Source organism: Rhizorhapis sp. (genome assembly GCF_035276005.1).
Classification (GTDB): Bacteria; Pseudomonadota; Alphaproteobacteria; order Sphingomonadales; family Sphingomonadaceae; genus Rhizorhapis.
The window spans coordinates 105068-122641 of sequence record NZ_DATEMB010000037.1 but is presented as its reverse complement, the minus strand read 5'-3'; the positions used below and the strand labels follow the sequence as shown (position 1 = coordinate 122641).

At 61.8% G+C, this 17574-nt stretch carries 19 protein-coding genes; 6 read left to right on the top strand and 13 right to left on the bottom strand.

All coding sequences use genetic code 11. The features are described from left to right. The first annotated feature begins 13 nt into the window (after nt 1–13). From hpf to VJS46_RS09155, 5 genes are all read left to right on the top strand, one after another. Nucleotides 14–604 (top strand): ribosome hibernation-promoting factor, HPF/YfiA family, encoded by a 591-nt coding sequence (gene hpf / locus VJS46_RS09175; protein WP_324059720.1) that lies wholly within the window; start codon nt 14–16, stop codon nt 602–604. Nucleotides 605–706: 102 nt separating this feature from the next. Then, a complete protein-coding gene (locus tag VJS46_RS09170) occupies nt 707–1174 on the top strand; it encodes a PTS sugar transporter subunit IIA (protein WP_324059719.1) in 468 nt (155 codons plus the stop codon). Continuing rightward, nucleotides 1122–1664, top strand: a complete 543-nt coding sequence (locus tag VJS46_RS09165; RefSeq protein WP_414707993.1) for a PaaI family thioesterase — start codon at nt 1122–1124, stop codon at nt 1662–1664. Before VJS46_RS09170 ends, VJS46_RS09165 begins: the two co-directional genes overlap by 53 nt. After that, nucleotides 1657–1992 (top strand): DUF1491 family protein, encoded by a 336-nt coding sequence (locus VJS46_RS09160; RefSeq protein ID WP_324059717.1) that lies wholly within the window; start codon nt 1657–1659, stop codon nt 1990–1992. The genes VJS46_RS09165 and VJS46_RS09160 overlap by 8 nt, the downstream gene beginning before the upstream one ends. Before the next feature lie 185 nt (nt 1993–2177). After that, nucleotides 2178–2855: a cell wall hydrolase gene (locus VJS46_RS09155; RefSeq protein WP_324059716.1), complete on the top strand. Its 678-nt coding sequence runs from the start codon at nt 2178–2180 to the stop codon at nt 2853–2855. A 184-nt stretch (nt 2856–3039) separates the two neighbouring features. Here VJS46_RS09155 and VJS46_RS09150 read toward each other — a convergent pair whose 3' ends face one another. From VJS46_RS09150 to VJS46_RS09140, 3 genes are all read right to left on the bottom strand, one after another. Continuing rightward, nucleotides 3040–3531: a DNA starvation/stationary phase protection protein gene (locus tag VJS46_RS09150; RefSeq protein WP_324059715.1), complete on the bottom strand. Its 492-nt coding sequence runs from the start codon at nt 3529–3531 to the stop codon at nt 3040–3042. 120 nt (nt 3532–3651) lie between these two features. Continuing rightward, on the bottom strand, nt 3652–4218 hold the full coding sequence (locus tag VJS46_RS09145; protein WP_324059714.1) for a TMEM165/GDT1 family protein: 567 nt from the start codon (nt 4216–4218) through the stop codon (nt 3652–3654). 16 nt (nt 4219–4234) lie between these two features. Beyond that, nucleotides 4235–4552 (bottom strand): hypothetical protein, encoded by a 318-nt coding sequence (locus tag VJS46_RS09140; protein ID WP_324059712.1) that lies wholly within the window; start codon nt 4550–4552, stop codon nt 4235–4237. Between the two features lie 205 nt (nt 4553–4757). Between VJS46_RS09140 and rpmG the strand changes: the two genes are divergently transcribed. Next, complete coding sequence (rpmG, locus tag VJS46_RS09135) at nt 4758–4925, top strand: 50S ribosomal protein L33 (RefSeq protein ID WP_184474597.1); 168 nt, start codon at nt 4758–4760, stop codon at nt 4923–4925. A 228-nt stretch (nt 4926–5153) separates the two neighbouring features. Here rpmG and VJS46_RS09130 read toward each other — a convergent pair whose 3' ends face one another. The 10 genes from VJS46_RS09130 to VJS46_RS09085 all read right to left on the bottom strand — a co-directional run bounded on the left by VJS46_RS09130 (nt 5154) and on the right by VJS46_RS09085 (nt 17375). Then, entirely contained in the window at nt 5154–7022 is a 1869-nt protein-coding gene (locus VJS46_RS09130; RefSeq protein WP_324059710.1) for a PhoX family phosphatase, read from the bottom strand. 211 nt (nt 7023–7233) lie between these two features. Continuing rightward, a complete protein-coding gene (locus tag VJS46_RS09125; protein WP_414707991.1) occupies nt 7234–9282 on the bottom strand; it encodes a transglycosylase domain-containing protein in 2049 nt (682 codons plus the stop codon). A 135-nt stretch (nt 9283–9417) separates the two neighbouring features. Beyond that, entirely contained in the window at nt 9418–9822 is a 405-nt protein-coding gene (gene msrB / locus VJS46_RS09120; RefSeq protein WP_324059706.1) for a peptide-methionine (R)-S-oxide reductase MsrB, read from the bottom strand. A gap of 47 nt (nt 9823–9869) precedes the next feature. Then, nucleotides 9870–10961: an NAD(P)/FAD-dependent oxidoreductase gene (locus tag VJS46_RS09115; protein WP_324059704.1), complete on the bottom strand. Its 1092-nt coding sequence runs from the start codon at nt 10959–10961 to the stop codon at nt 9870–9872. Then, the gene (locus VJS46_RS09110) at nt 10940–11623 is read right to left on the bottom strand and encodes a methyltransferase domain-containing protein (RefSeq protein ID WP_324059702.1); all 684 of its coding nucleotides are present in this window, start codon (nt 11621–11623) and stop codon (nt 10940–10942) included. The genes VJS46_RS09115 and VJS46_RS09110 overlap by 22 nt, the downstream gene beginning before the upstream one ends. Further along, a complete protein-coding gene (locus VJS46_RS09105; RefSeq protein WP_414707990.1) occupies nt 11620–12711 on the bottom strand; it encodes a type III polyketide synthase in 1092 nt (363 codons plus the stop codon). The genes VJS46_RS09110 and VJS46_RS09105 overlap by 4 nt, the downstream gene beginning before the upstream one ends. A gap of 108 nt (nt 12712–12819) precedes the next feature. Further along, nucleotides 12820–13845, bottom strand: coding sequence for a DNA polymerase III subunit delta (gene holA / locus VJS46_RS09100; protein WP_324059700.1), 1026 nt, complete (start codon nt 13843–13845; stop codon nt 12820–12822). Continuing rightward, nucleotides 13842–14342, bottom strand: coding sequence for an LPS assembly lipoprotein LptE (lptE, locus tag VJS46_RS09095; RefSeq protein WP_324059698.1), 501 nt, complete (start codon nt 14340–14342; stop codon nt 13842–13844). Before lptE ends, holA begins: the two co-directional genes overlap by 4 nt. Then, complete coding sequence (gene leuS, locus VJS46_RS09090; protein WP_324059696.1) at nt 14339–16885, bottom strand: leucine--tRNA ligase; 2547 nt, start codon at nt 16883–16885, stop codon at nt 14339–14341. Before leuS ends, lptE begins: the two co-directional genes overlap by 4 nt. A gap of 40 nt (nt 16886–16925) precedes the next feature. Further along, nucleotides 16926–17375 carry a DUF3576 domain-containing protein gene (locus VJS46_RS09085; RefSeq protein ID WP_324059695.1) on the bottom strand — a complete coding sequence of 150 codons (450 nt, stop codon included), beginning with the start codon at nt 17373–17375 and terminating at the stop codon, nt 16926–16928. Between the last annotated feature and the right edge of the window lie 199 nt (nt 17376–17574).

Here is a 17574-nt window from a genome sequence, read left to right as displayed (position 1 = left end):
AGGAGAAGAAACGATGGATATTCGTGTTTCCGGGCACCAGGTCGACACGGGTGACGCGCTCAAGGTCCACGTCACCGACCGATTGCAGGCTATGGCCGAGAAATATTTTTCCCGTACCATCTCCGCCCAGGTGACGTTCGGTGTCGCACCGCACAAGGGGTTTTGCTGCGACATTATTTGCCATGTGATGCAGGGGCTGGTGCTGAAGGGTGCAGGTGAGGCGCAGGACGCCCATCTGGCCTTTGAACAAGCTGCTGACCGGATCGAAAAGCAGCTGCGCCGCTATATGCGGCGGCTGAAGGACCGGCATGGGAAGGCCTTGGCAGCCGAATCTGCCCGCGTGCCTGATGAAGGCTTCAACGGCGCCACTTACACCATCTTTCATGCTGGCGATGAGAATGATGAGGAAGCGCCCGACGCTCCCCTGATCGTCGCGGAAACGCGCACGGACATTCCCAAAACCACGGTGTCGGACGCTGTGATGATGCTTGATTTGCGCAATACCAATGCGCTGTTGTTCCTGAACAGCGGCACGAGCAACTATAATATGGTGTACCGGCGTCACGACGGGACCATCGGCTGGGTGGAACCCAGAAGCAGTTGACCTCATGCGGCCCAGCCTATATTGGCGCGGGCCTTGGATTCAGGCGCAACATTTAACCCGGTTCGGCCGTTTACCATCAACCTGCCGGGTGCAGAGTTCTTTATGTCCCATTTCGATGATATTCTGCGGCCGCAAGCGCTGAGCAGCGGCCTAAGCGTGAGTAATAAGAAACAGCTTTTCCAGCGTCTGTCGGAGATCGCGGCGGAGGCTTATGGCCTCGATGAGCAGGCCGTCTATGAACGGCTGATGGAACGCGAACGCCTTGGTTCCACCGGTTTCGGGGGCGGCGTCGCGATTCCCCACGCCAAGCTGGATGACCTTGGCAGCATGTGCGCCGTTGTTGCGCTGCTGGATGAACCCATTGCCTTCGATGCCGTGGACAATATGCCGGTCGATGTGGTCTTTGCGCTGCTTTCACCCACGGACAGCGGCGCGGAGCATTTGAAGACATTGGCTCGCGTATCGCGATATTTGCGGGACGAGCGGCATCTGGCGCGGCTTCGTGGTGCAGGATCGGATGAGGCGCTCTTTGCGCTGCTTTCCGGCAGCGAAGCGCGTGACGCGGCCTGAGGCGGAAAAGGCACCGGCGGCAGACGTTGCTGCCGGCAGCGGCGAAGCGGCGCATTTCCGCGCGCTGGAGCGGCTTTACCTTTCCGCCCCCATCAACCGTATCTTCCAGTCGCGCCTGACCATATTGGAAGCTGGCGTCAGCCGGATCGACTTCACGGTTGGAGAGGACTTCTACCATGCCGCCGGGGCCGTGCACGGGACCAGCTATTTCAAGATGCTGGACGATGCCGCCTTTTATGCAGCGAACAGCCTTGTCAGCGACCGCTTCCTGTTGACGACCGCGTTCAACCTGCTGTTCACCAAACCGCTATTGCAGGGCCCCGTAACGGCGGAAGGCCGCTGGATCAGCGGCAAAAGGCGGGTCTATGTCGCTGACGCCCGGCTGATCGACGCCGATGGTGAGGAGGTGGCCCGGGGCACGGGCACCTTCATGCGGTCGCACATTCCCTTGTCGTCCCTGCCAGGGTACGCCCCGCCGGTACATGGCTGACCGGCTGACCAGCCAGATGCTCGCCAGCGCGCTGGTGCGCCGCGCGGGGCAGGAGGGCGGCTTCGCCACGGTGGTGCGCAGGGGCGATGAAGTAGCTGGCACTATCCTCCTCAATTGTCTGGAAAAAGGCGCTGATTGCGGCCTTTGCGAACGCATGCCCGACTATGAGGGCGGGTACCGCCTGGCGCACTGCGGTCCTGCCCCTGGCGCCCCTCCGGAAGAGACGGCTCTATATCTTGAGCGGCGCGTCCGATCGGACCCCGACATCTGGATCATAGAGCTTGATATCCCGGATGCGGAACGGTTCGCCGCTGAAATAATCTGCTGACCATTGACTCAGACGGTGAGCGGAACGAAGGGCTTTTCAGCTCAACGCGCAGGTTGCCGTAGATAGTCCAAGGGGGGACACGATCGGCGAACACGCAGACGGGGGGCGACCGAACGCCAGCGGGTCGTATATTCTTTTTGTTCTTGGCGTTCAGTGGTCGACCAACCGCATGAACAAGTGGACCAATGAGTTTTCGTCTGAAGGCCGCCTCTATGGTGGCGGTCGCATTCTCCGCTGTTGCCGCGCTGGTGGCGACAGATCCCTCGCTCGCTTCTGGTATATCCGACACTGCCAGCACCATTGCAGTTTCGAGCCGCGCCCTTTCGACCGCCGATGCTCTTCCGGCCGCGTCCGCGCAAGAAACGCCTGTTTCCATCATTCACAATGCCGATGGCTCCGTTACCGTGACGCCGCGCAACGCGAATGCATCCATCGCCCAGGCTTCGCCCGCATCCTCGCTGGTAGAGCTGGTCGAAAATCAGCCTCTTCCCGAAACCCTGGACCCGGAAATGCAGTGCCTCGCGGGCACTGTTTATTTCGAATCCAAGGGCGAATCGCTCGCCGGACAGCTCGCCGTCGCCCGTGTCGTCATCAACCGCGCGCGTTCGGGGGAATTTCCCGACAGCATTTGCGGCGTGGTTCATCAGCCAAGCCAGTTTTCCTTCCTTCGCGGCGGACGCATTCCCGAGGTCAAGACCAGCAGCCGTGACTGGCGGGAGGCCGTTGCCATCGCCCAAATCGCCATGGCCGATGCCTGGAACAGCGAAGCAGAAGGCGCGCTCTATTTTCACGCCCGCCGGGTTTCGCCCGGCTGGAACCGCTCGCGCCTTGCGGCCATCGACAATCATATCTTCTATCGTTGAGCCCTGCTCTGCGTGCGCAGGGGCCCTCTTTTCACGTGATCCCCGCGCAGGCGGGGACCCAACTTTTCTCCGTTGAAGGGAAGAGGAGCGTCGTCTCTGCCTTCGCAGGGACGACGCAGTTCTGAGAAAATCTGAATCTGTGATCTGAGGTAAATCGGCTCCCCTGGATGCAGTCGAAGGCCGCTCAGCCCGTCCTGCTCGCCTCGAACAGGAACCAGGCGCGCTCTTCGGCCTGGTCGGTCCAATCATCGATCAGGCTGTCGGTGGCGTTGTCCCGCGCCTCTGAAGCGGCTTCCTTGGCCGACCGAAGAGACTCGACGAGCTTCAGATTGTCTTCCCGCAATTCCGCCAGCATGGCTTCGGGGGATACGAATTCCGCATCATTGTCCTTGATCGTCTGCCGCCGGGCGATGTCGCCGATCGAACGAAGTGTCGTATTCCCGGTCTTGCGGACCCGTTCAGCAATAAGGTCGGTGGTCGCCAGAATTTGCGTGGCCTGATCGTCCAGCATCAGGTGATAATCGCGAAAATGCGGGCCTGACACGTGCCAATGGAAATTCTTAGTTTTCAGGTACAAGGCATAGCTGTCCGCAAGGATGCCGTTCAACGCTTCGGCTACGGAGCGTGTAGCATTGCTCTTGAGGTCAGTTGGCGTCTGGAGTTCTGCGATGGACATGGTTCCTCCTGTCATTGGCTTGACGGTCACGGGCCTTGAACGGATTTGACGCTGAAAAGTGCCTTGCCCGAGCAGTTTTTGCCAACGCATATGTCCGGCAACACTGATCGACAGGGGCCATCAGAGCAAACCGAGCGCGCTCAGCGTCATTATCAGCCCTATTGTCAGGAAGAGGATCGCGGCCCCCCGCCGGATCAAGGCCAGTGGAACGTCCAGAAAGAATTGCTTGCGCATCAGCACCACCGGCGAAAGCGCCAGGAATATGCCCGCACTCGCTCCAGCGGCGGCCCATAGGGGATCGGCCGAACGTACCGTCACACCCGCAACGATGAATTGGGACTTGTCGCCAAATTCCAGAATGAACATGGCCAGAAAGGCCGTCAGGAAAGGCCCCAGTCGCCACCCCCGCACATCATTTGGCGGCTTTAGGGGAAGAAGCATGCCCGCTCCGGCGAACAGGAAGGGCAAGGCAAAGAACAATGTTCTGGCGCTTGTGCCGATCAGACTGGAGATCAGCCAGCCTCCAGCCGCTGCCAGCGCGCAGTTGAGAAGGGTCGCCACCCCGATCCCTGCCAGCACCGCCCCGTCGCTGCGGAAGCGCACGGCCAGAAGCAGGGCCAGGAGCTGAGTCTTGTCACCCATTTCGGCGAACGCGCTGGCAAGCAAGGCGATAAGCAGCGCGTCCATTGGGTAATGAGACTCCTCAGGCGCCCATGCGCAACGACATGGCGCCCAAATAGGCACTGGCGACATGCGGCCCGATGGCTTCGCAGCCCACCGCATCGCGTATCAAGTCGAGATAGGAGAGAATCATTGCCCCATGCCCATCAAATGCCAGGGCGGATTCAAGCGTGCTCGCAAGCTGTTCCACCGGTTGCAGGCCATAGACCCGGGCGATATGACGGATCGCATCCACCTGTTCGCACAATTGCGCGAGCTTCAGATGGCTGGACTGGGACGCCAGCGCATCGATGCGGTCAAGCAGGTCGGAACGTACCAGCATCATGGCATTCCTGTTCATGCCCCATGCTCCTTCTGATGTCCCCTTGAGAGAAACTATGCGCCCGAATGGTTAACGGGATGTTATTGGCGGCAGCGGGCGATGTTTTTCTCATCGCTTGACAATCCCGCCCAATTCCCGCATTGGCGCTGCCTGAATGGAGCGGCTCCGCGGCCGCTTTTATTTTTTCATGTCTTCGACCGTTTGTCTTTAAAGGGAATGGGCCATGGCCAAGCCAGCCACCGTCAAGATCCGCCTTGTCAGCACCGCCGACACCGGCTTCTTCTATGTGACGAAGAAGAATCCCCGGAATCTGACGGAAAAACTGACCTTCCGCAAATATGATCCCGTCGTGCGCAAGCATGTAGAGTTCAAGGAAGCCAAGATCAAATAATTCGGCCTGGCCGCTCCGGTGGCCTTGGCTCGCATATTGAAAATTGAAAACGGCCCGTACCGCTCAAGGCACGGGCCGTTTTGCTTGTTCCGGCGATTCGGAGACTCTTTCCTTTCCCGTCATTCCCGCAGATGCGGGAATCCATTCATCCTCAGGACGCCGGAATGAGAGGAGTAGGATCCCCGCTTGCGCGGGGACGACGGGTGAGGAAAGCGTAGGGGTTGCTGTTCAATTCCCCACGGGCTGGGCGTCCGTGCGGCGCACGACAATGGTGGAGGAGCGGGGTTGCTTCCCATTCTCAGGCCAATTGCCGGTCGGATGCTGGATGTTGATGAAGAAGTTGGTGAGATCGGGCGTATAGGCGAGGCCGGTGATCTCGCAGCCGAGCGGGCCCACCAGGAACCGTTTGGTCAGCTTGCTGGTCCGGTCGACATGGAACATCGCATTATGGCCGAAGGCCTGATCGATGCTGGTGCCGGAAACGCCGCTGTTGCCCGGCACGCTATGGTCCGTCTGCACCCAGAGGCGGCCTTGCGGATCAATGCGGATGCCGTCGGGGCTGGAATAAGTGTCGCCGTTGATGTTGCCGGTCAGATTCGCGCCGCCGCTGGCCAGTGAAGGATCGCCCGCCAGTACGAACAACTCCCAGCTAAAGGTCGTGGCCAGAGGAGAGTTCCCCGTTTCAGACCATTTAATGATATGGCCATGGCGGTTGGTGACGCGCGGGTTGGCCGCATCGGTCGTACGGCGTCCGCTATTGTTGGTGAGCGTGCAGAAAACAGCGCTGTTGTCTGGCGCGACCGTAATCCATTCCGGCCGGTCCATGACCGTACCCCCGGCGACACGGGCGGCCGCCTTGGTCTTGATGAGGACGTCTGCCTGATTATTGAAATCGATGCTCGTGGGAGCAGGCGGTGTGGTGAACTGGCTCACATCGCCCGGATCGCTTGCACCGGGTGTCAGGCCGTTCTGACCCTGGACGAGCGCGCGCCATTCTCCCGTGCCGTCGCCATTGAAGCGGGCGACATAAAGCGTGCCATGATCCAGCAGGTCCGTGTTGGCCGCGCGGTTACCGGGGTTGAAGGCGCGGTCCGCCACGAATTTGTAGATACAGCCAGGCGTGCCGTCGTCACCCATGTAAAAGGCCACACGGTTGTTGCTGTCTGCCATGAACGCCACATTTTCATGGTCGAAACGGCCGAGAGCCGTGCGTTTGGTGGGCGGAGCCAGTTCATTATAGGGGTCGATTTCGACTACCCAGCCATAGCCTTCCTCGGCCTGGGTCGTATCGAGATAATTGTCCGTCGTTTCCTCGCAGGTGAGGTAAGTTCCCCAAGGCGTGCGGCCGCTGGAGCAGTTGTTGAGCATGCCTTTGATCGTCGAGGGCAGGACGCCTGCAGCGGGTCCGCCGACATGATAGCTGTCATTGCCGGTCCAGCGCTTGTTGAAGCTGGAGCCGGATTTGACTGACCAGCTACCGTCATTTGCCTTCGCTACTTCGATCACGGAAATGCCGACGGCCGAAAGGGCGATCGCCTTCTGTTCAGCGGTGGCGGTCGCTTCGTCATAAATGCCGCCCTCGAAGAGGATATTGAAGTCCGGCAATTCATGATTGATCGCCAGCAACCCGCCCTTGTTGGGATCAACGCCGGCCAGTTCGAAATATTCCATGCCGTCATGATTGCCGCCAGCCTGTTTTTCGGTTTCGGCTGACGTCTGGAAGGAACCAGTATAGCCCGGAGCGCCCGCTTCCACGGGATCGCCCGCCTTGAACAGGACCTGCGTCGTATAGCCGCTGGGAACTGTAACTGCGTCCGTTGTGTTTGCCGGGACTGACATGAAGTTGATCGCGTAGCTCGCCGTCGTGGTTGGGGTCGGCGTGGGCGTAGGAGTCAGCGCCGTGCCTTCGTCATCGTCCCCGCACGCCGCAAGGCTCGCCATGAAAGGCAAAACGGAAAGGCCGAGCAGCCCGTTTTTCAGCAGGCGGCGGCGGTCGGGATTGGCGGCAACGATTTCCTCCAGGCTGTTGCCTGGTACAGTGATGGAAGGTTGCGCGTTGCGGCTCGCCGCCCGCGCTTCGTCAGTCAGGTGAGACATGTGTTTTGCCCCTCTATGATTGTTGACGCTCCGGCGCGGTCCCTGGCCGGAACGGTGAGCCGCCAGTGACAGGCAAGCATGACCCCATCGCGTCTTATGAGTGACTTAACGGCGAAGAGATGATGACAACTTGGCGACAGAGGGGTCTTTGCGGACGTCGAACTCCCTCACCCCTTTAGGAGGGATAAAAGCCGAAAAACCGGCTATGGCCCTATTGCTGCGCAGGCCTTTGGGCGCTCGAGGACCCCGGCGCGGTCTGAGGTTGTGTTCGATTAGGGGCGCTGCGGTTTTCGCGGCCCAGAACCTCGTCGATCCAGCGCTGATCCAGGCGCTGCGGCGCTGACGGCGCTGGTACGGGTTCTTCTTCCGCTGGTTCGTCTGTATGCGTCCCCGGCTCGGTTTCCAGCGGCATGCCGTTCTCATCGACATACATGCCATTGTCGGGCGGGCCGAAATAGGCCTCGTCATCGGGCTCAAGTTGCCATTCCGGCAGCGTTAGCTGGGTATCGAACTCCTCCACGGGACGGCGTGCCACAGCCACCCGCATGAACTGGGCAAAGGCCTGGGCGGGAGCGCGCCCACCCTGCAGACCGCCCACCCGCCGCGCATCATCCCGGCCCATCCAGACGCCGGTCGTGACTCCGCTGGAGAAGCCAAGGAACCAGCCGTCCTTGTTGCTGCTGGTCGTTCCGGTCTTGCCGGCCACCGGCCGCCCGATCTGCGCCGCGCGGCCCGTGCCGGTGTTCACCGCCGTCTGGAGAAGGTCGGTCATGCCGGCAGCGACCCAAGGGGCCACGAGAACGCGGCTGGTATCATCCTCATGCTCGTAAAGCACATCGCCGTCCGCCGTGGTTACCTTGGTGATGCCATAGGGAACCACAGCAACGCCCTTGCGGCTGACGGAGGCAAAGGCGCGGGTCATGTCCAGGAGGCGCACGTCCGACGTGCCGAGCACCATGGAAGGATGCGTGTTGATGGGCGTCGTGATGCCAAAGCGGCGGGCCATGTCGGCAATGGCCGGAAAGCCCACGTCCACGCCCATCTTGGCCGCAATGGTGTTGATCGAATAGGCAAAGGCGGTACGCACGTCGATCTGGCCATTATAGTTGCGGGAGCTGTTCCGGGGTTGCCAGCCGTTGATATCCACCGGCTCGTCCACCACGGCAGTATCGGGCGTAAAGCCGGCCTCCAGCGCCGCCAGATACACGAACAGCTTGAAGGCGGAACCGGGCTGCCGAACGGCCTGCGTCGCGCGGTTATAGTTGGACGTCACATAATCGAGGCCGCCCACCATGGCCCGGACCGCTCCGTCCCGGTCAAGCGCCACGAGCGCGCCCTGCGATCCGGCAGGCACATTGGCCTTCAGCGCATTCGCCGCGGCCCGCTGCATGCGTAGGTCGATGGTTGTCCAAACGTCCAGCGGCTCGGTCTGTTCGTCCACCATCATGTCGAGTTGCGGCAAGGCCCAGTCGGTGAAATAGCGCACGCTGTTCTGCGGGGCTTCCGGGGCCATGCTAACGTCTTCGGGACGGGCTTCGGCTGCCTGCGCCGAAGTGATGGTGCCATTTTCCACCATGACGTCCAGAACCACGCCCGCGCGCCCTACGGCGGCTTCGGCGTCAGCGGTGGGGGAATAGCGCGAGGGCGCCTTCACCAGCCCCGCGATGATTGCGGCTTCGCCAAGGCTGAGCTCGGTTCCAGGATGGCCGAAGAATTTGCGGCTGGCGGCATCCACGCCATAGGCGCCGCCGCCGAAATATACCTTGTTAAGGTAAAGCTCCAATATCTGCTGCTTGGAGAATTTCCACTCAAGCGCCAGCGCAAGCACCATTTCGCGCAGCTTGCGCCCGAAACTATAGCTGTTGTTGAGGAAGATGTTCCGGGCTACCTGCTGCGTGATGGTGGAGGCGCCCTGCATGCGGCGTCCAGTCCCGCGGTGCTCCACGGCGAACCAGGCTGCGCGGGTCATGCCGATGGGGTCAACGCCCGGATGCATGTAGTAGCGCTTGTCCTCCACCGAAACCATGGCATCCACCATGATCTTCGGGATCTGGTCATAGGGCAGCCATTTGCCGAAGCTCGGCCCCAGCGACACGATCACTGAACCGTCCGAGGCATGGACGCGGATCATCTGTCCGTTGGGCGAGGATTTCATCGCCTCATAGCTTGGCAGCGACGACATGGCGACGGCGACCGCCACCACCAGCGCCACCACACCCGCAATGCCACCAAATAATGTGATCTGGAAAAGGCGCTTCATAAACCGGCGCATCCGGCTTTGATTACCTGTGTCTTTGGAGTTGGCCATGTATGTGCCCGACTACGCGCTATCCATTTCGCCTACAAGCGCTTTACGGCTGTACAAGGGATGAACGGCGGGGATTTTCGACCAGCGCTACTTGCCGCCGTCTCGCGGCTTGAAGTCCAGTGCGGCGCTGTTCATGCAGTAACGCAGCCCATCGACGCCCGGTCCATCGGGAAAAACATGGCCCAAATGCCCTTCGCAGGAGGCACAGCGAACTTCCACCCGGCGCATGCCATGGCTGGTGTCCATATGCTCGCTCACGGCCTCCGCATCCACCGGCGCGGTAAAGCTAGGCCAGCCCGAGCCGCTGTCATATTTCTCGTCGCTGTCGAACAACTCCGTGCCGCACCCGGCGCAGAAATAGCGTCCCTCGGCCTTGTTGTCGTTATATTTTCCAGTGAAGGCCCGCTCCGTCCCCGCCTCGCGCAGGACATGATATTGCTCCGGCGTCAGGCGCGCCTTCCACTCGGCTTCGGTAAGGATCTTCTTTTCCATGGCGGTGAATATGGGCGGGTGCGCAGGCGGGATCAATATGCCTTGCGTCAGATCCTGCTCGCCTTGGCCCAAATGCCCGCAAGCGCTGGATAGGCGCTGAAAAGAGCTGCGGGTATTTTAGCGAACTCCGGCCTCGCACTCCAGGACGCAATCCCTTGCGCAACGCGCATGGGCGTCCGCAACTGCCGGGCGAAGGCTTTCTGATAGACAAGGGCCGCCGCTCCACCCCCACGCTTCCAATGGGAAGCCGCGCATTCAGCGCTTGCCAGCGCCAGCCCTATGCCTTCCCCGGCAAAGGACGCAATGACGCCAGCCTGATCGCCAAGACGAAAAATGCCTGGCTCTCCCTGCCGCGCCCGCCAGCCATAGGGAATGTGCCCGATCGCATCCACCGGCGTTGCGGAACTCATGCCCGCCAGCCGGTCTGCCAAGGCGGGGCTGGAGTCGGCAAGGCGCTGGAAGAATGCGGCTGGATCACCCCCGGCTTCTCGCAGCCGGCTTTTGCGAACCGCCATGCAGGCATTGGTCTCGCCGGTTTCATGCAACACCAGCCCCAGATAGCCGCCGGGAATAAAATGCATTTCGATATAGCCGCTCAGCTTTGTCCGAAGGTCCGGCGCTGGCGGTAGTTTCAGGCGGAGGCCCAGCATGGGGTCGGCGCCTGCCGCTGCCCGGGGGCGCTGCAGACCGCGCAGGTCATGCTTGCCCGTCGCAAGGAAGAGGCTTTCCGCTTGCAGAAGGTCACCATTGTCGAGCCGAAGTCCCTCCGGCCCGTGACTCTGGGCTGCAACGCCTTGCCTTAACTCTGCGCCCAATCGCTGAGCCTCGCCCAGCAACAGGTTGTCCAGCCGCTTTCTGGAAAGGCAAATGGCTGTCCCCGGCAAGGGAATTTCATATGACCGCCCGCTTATGAACAGCCGCAAGACAGTGACGCCATGACCGCCGAGCATCTCGCTGGAAATTCCCAGCCTTTCCAGGCGCTCAAGGGTTCGCCAGCTAAGGAAGCCGCCGCAAAGGGCATCGCCTGTTTCTTTTTGACGCTCGATGATGGTTGGCTGCGCCCCGGCGCATAGCAGGTGGATGGCGGCCGCTGCCCCGGCAGGCCCGCCCCCGATGATCAGCGGATCCGTTCGACACATAGGCGGAAGGGGAAATAGCGGCGCAGGGTGACGACGTCGGCAAGATTCACTTCTTCAAGCATTGCCCTCCACTCTGCTGGCACGAATGACCGTGCGATGCTGAGTTGCCCGTCCTCCCGCACGATCCGGTGAACAGCAAGCAGCCGGGCCAGCAGCGGAAAGCCATGATAAGCAAAGCGATGGCGGCGCAGGTCGTTCACGAACCAGCCGCGTGCCGCATGCCGTTCCATGAACAGAAGGAAGTCGAGCCGCTCATCATGGGTCATGTGGTGGGTGACAAGGCTGCTGATGATGAAATCCCAATGTTCCCCTCCTAGTCCGGCATAATCGCCGGTTCGATAGGAAATGGGCGCGCCCGCGGGATGCCGTTGCAGGGCTACGGCCTGGCTTTTGGGATTGAGGTCGATGCCCACCAGTTCGCAGGGCTGCTCGCGGCGTTTGCACCAGCGGTGGATGCGGCGCAGCATGCCGCCATCGCCAAATCCGACGTCAAGAAGCCGGAATGTCTCCCCCTTGGGAACGGCCCGCTGCAGGAAATCGAGCGTGGGCCGCGCGGAAAGCGTCGCGGCACTGACGCGGCCAAGCCCTGAAAGCACCGTGGCATAAACACTGTCCGGCAGGTCGGCCGCATCCATCTGCTCTTCTTGCAGGACCCTCTTCATGGCCGCGAGAAGCGGAAGCCTTCCGCGGCAAGGCCGGGCCCGAACGCAAGCGCCACTCCCCTCCCCCGCGCGTGCCGGTCCAGCATCCGCGCCAGGACGAACATCAATGTTGCAGAGGACATGTTGCCAAAGGCCTCGAGGACCGCCCGGCTGTCATCCAGCGCGTGGTCGCCAAGCTCCAGGCCATGGGCAACGGCGTCAAGGATAGAGCGGCCGCCGGCATGGACCGCCCAGTCCTCCACCTGATCGGACCCGAAGGGGCAGAGCGTGGCGCGGACCTCTGGTTCAGAAAGCGCGCCGGCGATGCGGCCCGGCACCTCTCCCGACAGATGCATGGAAAAGCCGTGGTCGGCGATATGCCATTGAATGAGTTCGCCACTATCCGGCAGCGTCAACGAGAAAGGTTGATCCATGCGCAACCCCTCTGGCTTCGCCGTCACCAGCGCCGCTGCTGCGCCATCGCCGAACTGCAGCGCGGCCAGCAACGCTTCGATGCTGTCATAAGGTTGAAGATGCAGGCTTGAAAGCTCAACGCATATGGCGAGCACACGCGCCTCCGGATCAGAGCGCACGATATGCCGGGCGGAGCGCAAGGCGGCAACTGCGGCATAACAGCCCATATAGCCAACCAACAGGCGCTCGACGGAAGGGGAAAGCCCCAGCCGCTGCGCGATGATCTGGTCTACACCGGGCGCAATGAAGCCGGTGCAGCTTGCCACAATGAGGTGAGAAATGGTGCCCGGCGGCTCGGGAAGATTGGCGATGGCCCTGAGCGCCAGCTCCGGCGCTGCCTGGCCGTATAGTTCCATACGGACGGATGTGGGCGGAAATGGGTCGCTGGCGTAGAAACCTCCGGGGTCAACAGGTGATCCCGTCCCACCAGGCCTTGGCAGGATCGACCAGCGGTGCGAAATGCCGGAACGCCGGGCCATTCGCCGGAACAGCATGCGCTCCACATCGCTCGCCAGCCGTTCTTCGGCCCATATAAGAAATGGCGGGTGGATGTCATTGTCCGGTACGGCGGTGCCAATGGCATTGATATGGGCGGCAGTGGCTATGGGACGGACCCTCCATATCGTTGCCGTCAATCAGGACGGCGCCTGCCCTGCTTTCACAGATGATAACTTGATGCGAGACAGAGAACAAACGGGATTTTTATGGCCATGTTCCGGTGAATATGAGCCCAAGCCAAGGTTCTATCGTCCTCTGGCGGCCTGTCTGGCGATCATCAGCAGCTCATGTTCGACCAGGACCGGCCCTGCATTGCGGCTTGTACGGGAAAGGCGCTCGGCTTCGGCCAGGCGCTGAATGACTCTGGCGATACCGTCAGCCGCCCACAGCCGGGCCTGCCGTTGCACGGCCGCCTTGTCCTTCCAGAATATGGCCTTGCCGGCTGACGCCATGGCAGCGTCCATGTCGCCGCTCCGGTCGAATTCAGCGCGGATCGACGCCAGCAGGTGCGCCCGGCGCAGCAAGGCCCAAAGCAGGCTGCCCTCACTGGTGCCAAGCTGCGCGAGGATACGCAGCTCCCGTAGCAGCTTGGGTATGTCTCCGCCCAGCACTGCGTTTACCAGCGCGCCGATATCCTCCTCGGCGGCCTCGGCGGCAAGCGCGTCAATCGCTTCATGCGTGGCCTCTGCCGGGCGATCTGGCGCGGCGTCCAGGAAAAGGGAGAGCTTCTCGATCTCGATCGCCATCAAGGTTCGGTCGCCCCCGGTCAGCTCAGCGATCCGCCTTGCAAGGTCGCTGGGGAGGCGCAGTCCCTTTTCGCGCCCGACCATGATGGCCAATTGCTCGGCATCCCGTCCTTCCGGGACATAGCTGGCGAATGTCATGACCGCCTTATGGTCGAGCGCCAATTTCAGGATCTTCGACGTATTCTTGAGCGCGCCGCCCAAGGCCACGACCGGATTGCCGGCTTGCTCTGCCTCCAGCAGGCCCTCGATTGCGCCAAGGGCATCGTCATTGGAGAGCGTCAAGCGAATCCAGCGGGCGCCGCCAAACAGAGAAATGGACGCGGCTTCATCCGCCAGACGGGCCGGATCCGTCTTCAGCGTCGGGGCGTCGAGATCGATACGTTCGGCATCCCCGCCCATCGCCTTCTCCAGGCGGGCGGCAAGGGCCTGACTTCCCGACTCGTCGGGACCATGGAGCAGGAACAGGCGAATGTCGGCGGGAGGTGCGTCCAGCGCACGCTCGATCTGGGCCCTGTTGGCCTTCACTGGCCGCCGGGGCTGCGTGCCGCGTAAAGCGCCACTCGTGAGATGATCTGGTCCGCGACGGTCTGGGCCAGCCGTTCCAAGGCGGTATTTTCCGCCGCGATGGTGGCATATTCGGAGCTGGTCACGTCAATGCCCGCATCCGAACCGGCGGTGGCATCCAGCACCACGGCATCGCGGCCCAGTTCGACTAGCTGATAACGCGCCCTCAACGTCCGCCGCTCGCGGGTTACGGCGTCGTCGGAACGCACGCCGAAACCTGAAATCTCGTCGTCCAGCTTGATCACCAGCCGGTAGCGCGGCGCCGCTCCATCGACGGCCGCCAGGCGATCGTTGAGCGCGTTACGGACAAGCCAACCCGCCTTGCCCCCAATAGGCGCGACTTCAATGTCGCGAAGAGTCTGGGCCACGGCTCCCTTCCCGCCCCCTGCATAGAGCGGACGCAAACCGCAACCCGGCAGGGCGAGGGCAATGAGGAGCAGGGGCAGAAGGCGCTTCATATGACCAGATTGACCAAACGATCCGGCACCACAATCACTTTTTTCGGCGTCGCTCCATCCAGGGTGCGGACAATCTTGGCGGAAGCCAGGGCTAGGCGCTCCAGTTCGTCCTTCGGCGTTCCTTTGGCGACGGTCAGTGTATCGCGCAGCTTGCCTTGGACCTGAATGGCCACCGTGACCTCATCGTCCACCAGCAGAGCCGGATCGACCGCCGGCCAGCGAGCATCGGCAATCAGGCCCTGTTCGCCCATATCGGCCCAGGCTTCCTCCGCCAGATGCGGCGTCATGGGGGCTACAAGCAGCGCGAGCGCGCGGATCGCATTGCTGCGTGATGCCGATGGCGCGGCCTTTTCGACGGCGTTGGCAAGCTCGTAAATCTTGGCGACCGCCTTGTTGAAGGACAGCGCCTCAATGTCCTTGGCGATGCCATCGATCGTCTGGTGAAGCTTGCGGTCAAGCGCCCTGTCCGTGCCGGCGCCCTCATCTGCCGCGGGGCCGCGCTGACCGAAGAGGCGCCACAGGCGGTTGACGAAGCGCCAGGCCCCTTCGATACCGGCCTCGGTCCAAGGCAGGTCGCGCTCGGGCGGACTGTCGCTGAGCATGAACCAGCGCACGGCGTCAGCGCCATATTGTTCGATGATCTCATCCGGGTCGACGACATTCTTCTTCGACTTGGACATCTTCTCCACGCGCCCGACCGTCGCGGGCTCGCCGGTTCCGATGACAATCACCTGATCGCCGCGCTTCTCCACCTCAGTGGGCGCAAGCCAGCGGCCATCGGGCGCCTTGTAGGTCTCATGCGTCACCATGCCCTGCGTGAAAAGGCCAGTGAAGGGTTCGGCGATGTCCAGCTTGCCGATGCGTTTCAGGGCGCGAGTCCAGAAGCGGGCGTAGAGAAGGTGAAGGATGGCATGCTCGACGCCGCCGATATATTGGCCGACCGGCATCCATTTTTCGACCGTCGCCCGGTCGAACGGCTTGTCCGAAGGCTGGCTGGCGAAGCGGATGAAGTACCAGCTCGAATCGACAAAAGTGTCGAGCGTATCGGTTTCGCGGCGCGCGGCCTTTCCGCATCGGGGGCAGTCGACATGCTTCCAGGTGGGATGGCGGTCGAGCGGATTGCCCGGAATGTCGAAACTGACATCTTCCGGCAGCTTCACCGGAAGCTGATCGCGCGGCACCCCTACGGGGCCGCAATCCTCGCAATGGATGATGGGAATCGGCGTGCCCCAATAGCGTTGGCGGGAAACACCCCAGTCGCGCAGCCGCCAGACGGTCGTGCCCTGTCCCCAGCCTTCCGCTTCGGCGCGCGCGATGACGGCTGCCTTGGCCGCCTCCACTTCCATGCCGTTGAGGAAATCGGAGTTCACCAGCTTGCCGGGGCCGGTATAGGCCTCGTCCTCAATGGACTTGTCCTCATCCCCGCTCGCAGCGACCACGCGCTCGACGGGCAGCATATATTTGCGGGCGAAGTCCAGGTCGCGCTGGTCATGTGCAGGCACGCCCATGACCGCGCCTGTGCCATAGTCCATCAGCACGAAATTGGCGACGAACAGCGGCAGCTTCCATTCGGGATTGAAAGGGTGGATGACCGACAGGCCGGTATCATAGCCCTTCTTTTCCTGCGTTTCGATGTCCGCGGCGGCCGTGCCGGACTTGCGGCACTCCTCGGCAAAGTCGGCAAGCTGCTGGTCCTGCCCGGCCAGCGCCAGGGCGATCGGATGGTCGGCCGCAATGGCAGCAAAGCTCGCGCCGAAAATGGTGTCGGGACGGGTGGAAAAGACTTCGAGCTTATCGACGCCGCTCCCGGCCGGCTCCCCTGAAGGGGAGGGAGAGATTTCGAACGAAAACTGCAAGCCCACGCTCTTGCCGATCCAGTTCTCCTGCATCAGCTTGACCTTGTCAGGCCAGTGGTCGAGCGTCTTGAGGCCCTCAAGCAGCTCATCCGCGAAGTCGGTGATTTTCAGGAACCATTGGGAAAGCTTGCGCTTTTCGACAACGGCGCCCGACCGCCAGCCGCGCCCGTCGATCACCTGCTCATTGGCGAGCACGGTCATGTCGACGGGGTCCCAGTTGACCGCCGATTCCTTACGGTAAACCAGCCCATGTTCGTAAAGGTCCAGGAACAGGGCCTGTTCGTGGCCATAATATTCCGGTTCGCAGGTCGCGAGTTCCCGGCTCCAGTCGAGGGCGAAACCCAGCTTCTTGAGCTGCTTTCGCATCGAGGCGATATTCTCGCGCGTCCAGCTTCCCGGATGGACGTTCTTTTCCATGGCGGCGTTCTCGGCCGGCATGCCGAAGGCGTCCCAGCCCATAGGGTGCAGCACTTCATGGCCGGTCATGCGGCGGAAACGCGCCAGCACGTCGCCCATGGAATAGTTGCGTACATGGCCGATATGGATGCGCCCGGACGGATAAGGAAACATCTCGAGCACATAGCTGCGCGGCTTGTCCGTCTGATCGGACGCGCGGAACGCCTGCCGCTCCTCCCAGATCTTCTGCCAGCGGGAATCGGCCTCAAGCGGGTTGAAGCGCCTTTGCATTCATTACTCCCAAAAACAGGGGCTGCCGCTTGGCGAAGCGTCAGCCGCCAATCGCGCTGCGGCGCAGGTCGCGCGCCTTGGACAGGATGATTTCCTCAAGCTTCTGGACCGTTGCAGCCTGCACCGGCGCATCGACCCAGGTGCCGCCCTGGCTGACCTGGCGGCTGGCGGCGACACGCAGCGCGTCGGCCCGAAGGTCCTGGTCCAGAATGGAAACGGTCAGCTTCATCCGCTCATTGGGGGCGGTTGGATTGGCATACCAGTCGGTGACGATGACGCCGCCATTGGAATCGGTCTGCAGCAACGGCATGAAGGACAATGTTTCCAGGCTGGCGCGCCACAAATAGCTGTTGACGCCGATGGTCGTCACCCGGGAGGCGGCAAGGTCCGCCGCCGGGCGTTCCTGCTTGGATCCGCAGGCCGCAAGAGCGGCAAGACCCGCGAGAATGATGGCGGTGCGGGCGGCCGGCGCGGCGAACTGGCGAGGCATGCGCTTTTCCTTGAAAATCTGAAGCTGTCCCGGCTTCTATAGTTGCTCCTGTGGCATGAGCAAGCCCGTCGCGTGAAGGACATTGCGGAAACCGGTCACAAGTCTGTGTACTTATTGCAACAAAGTCCTTGAAAACCGATTCCAGGGGTAGCGAGTCAGGCAAGAAAGATGATATAGATCAACCAAGGATAAAAATCAG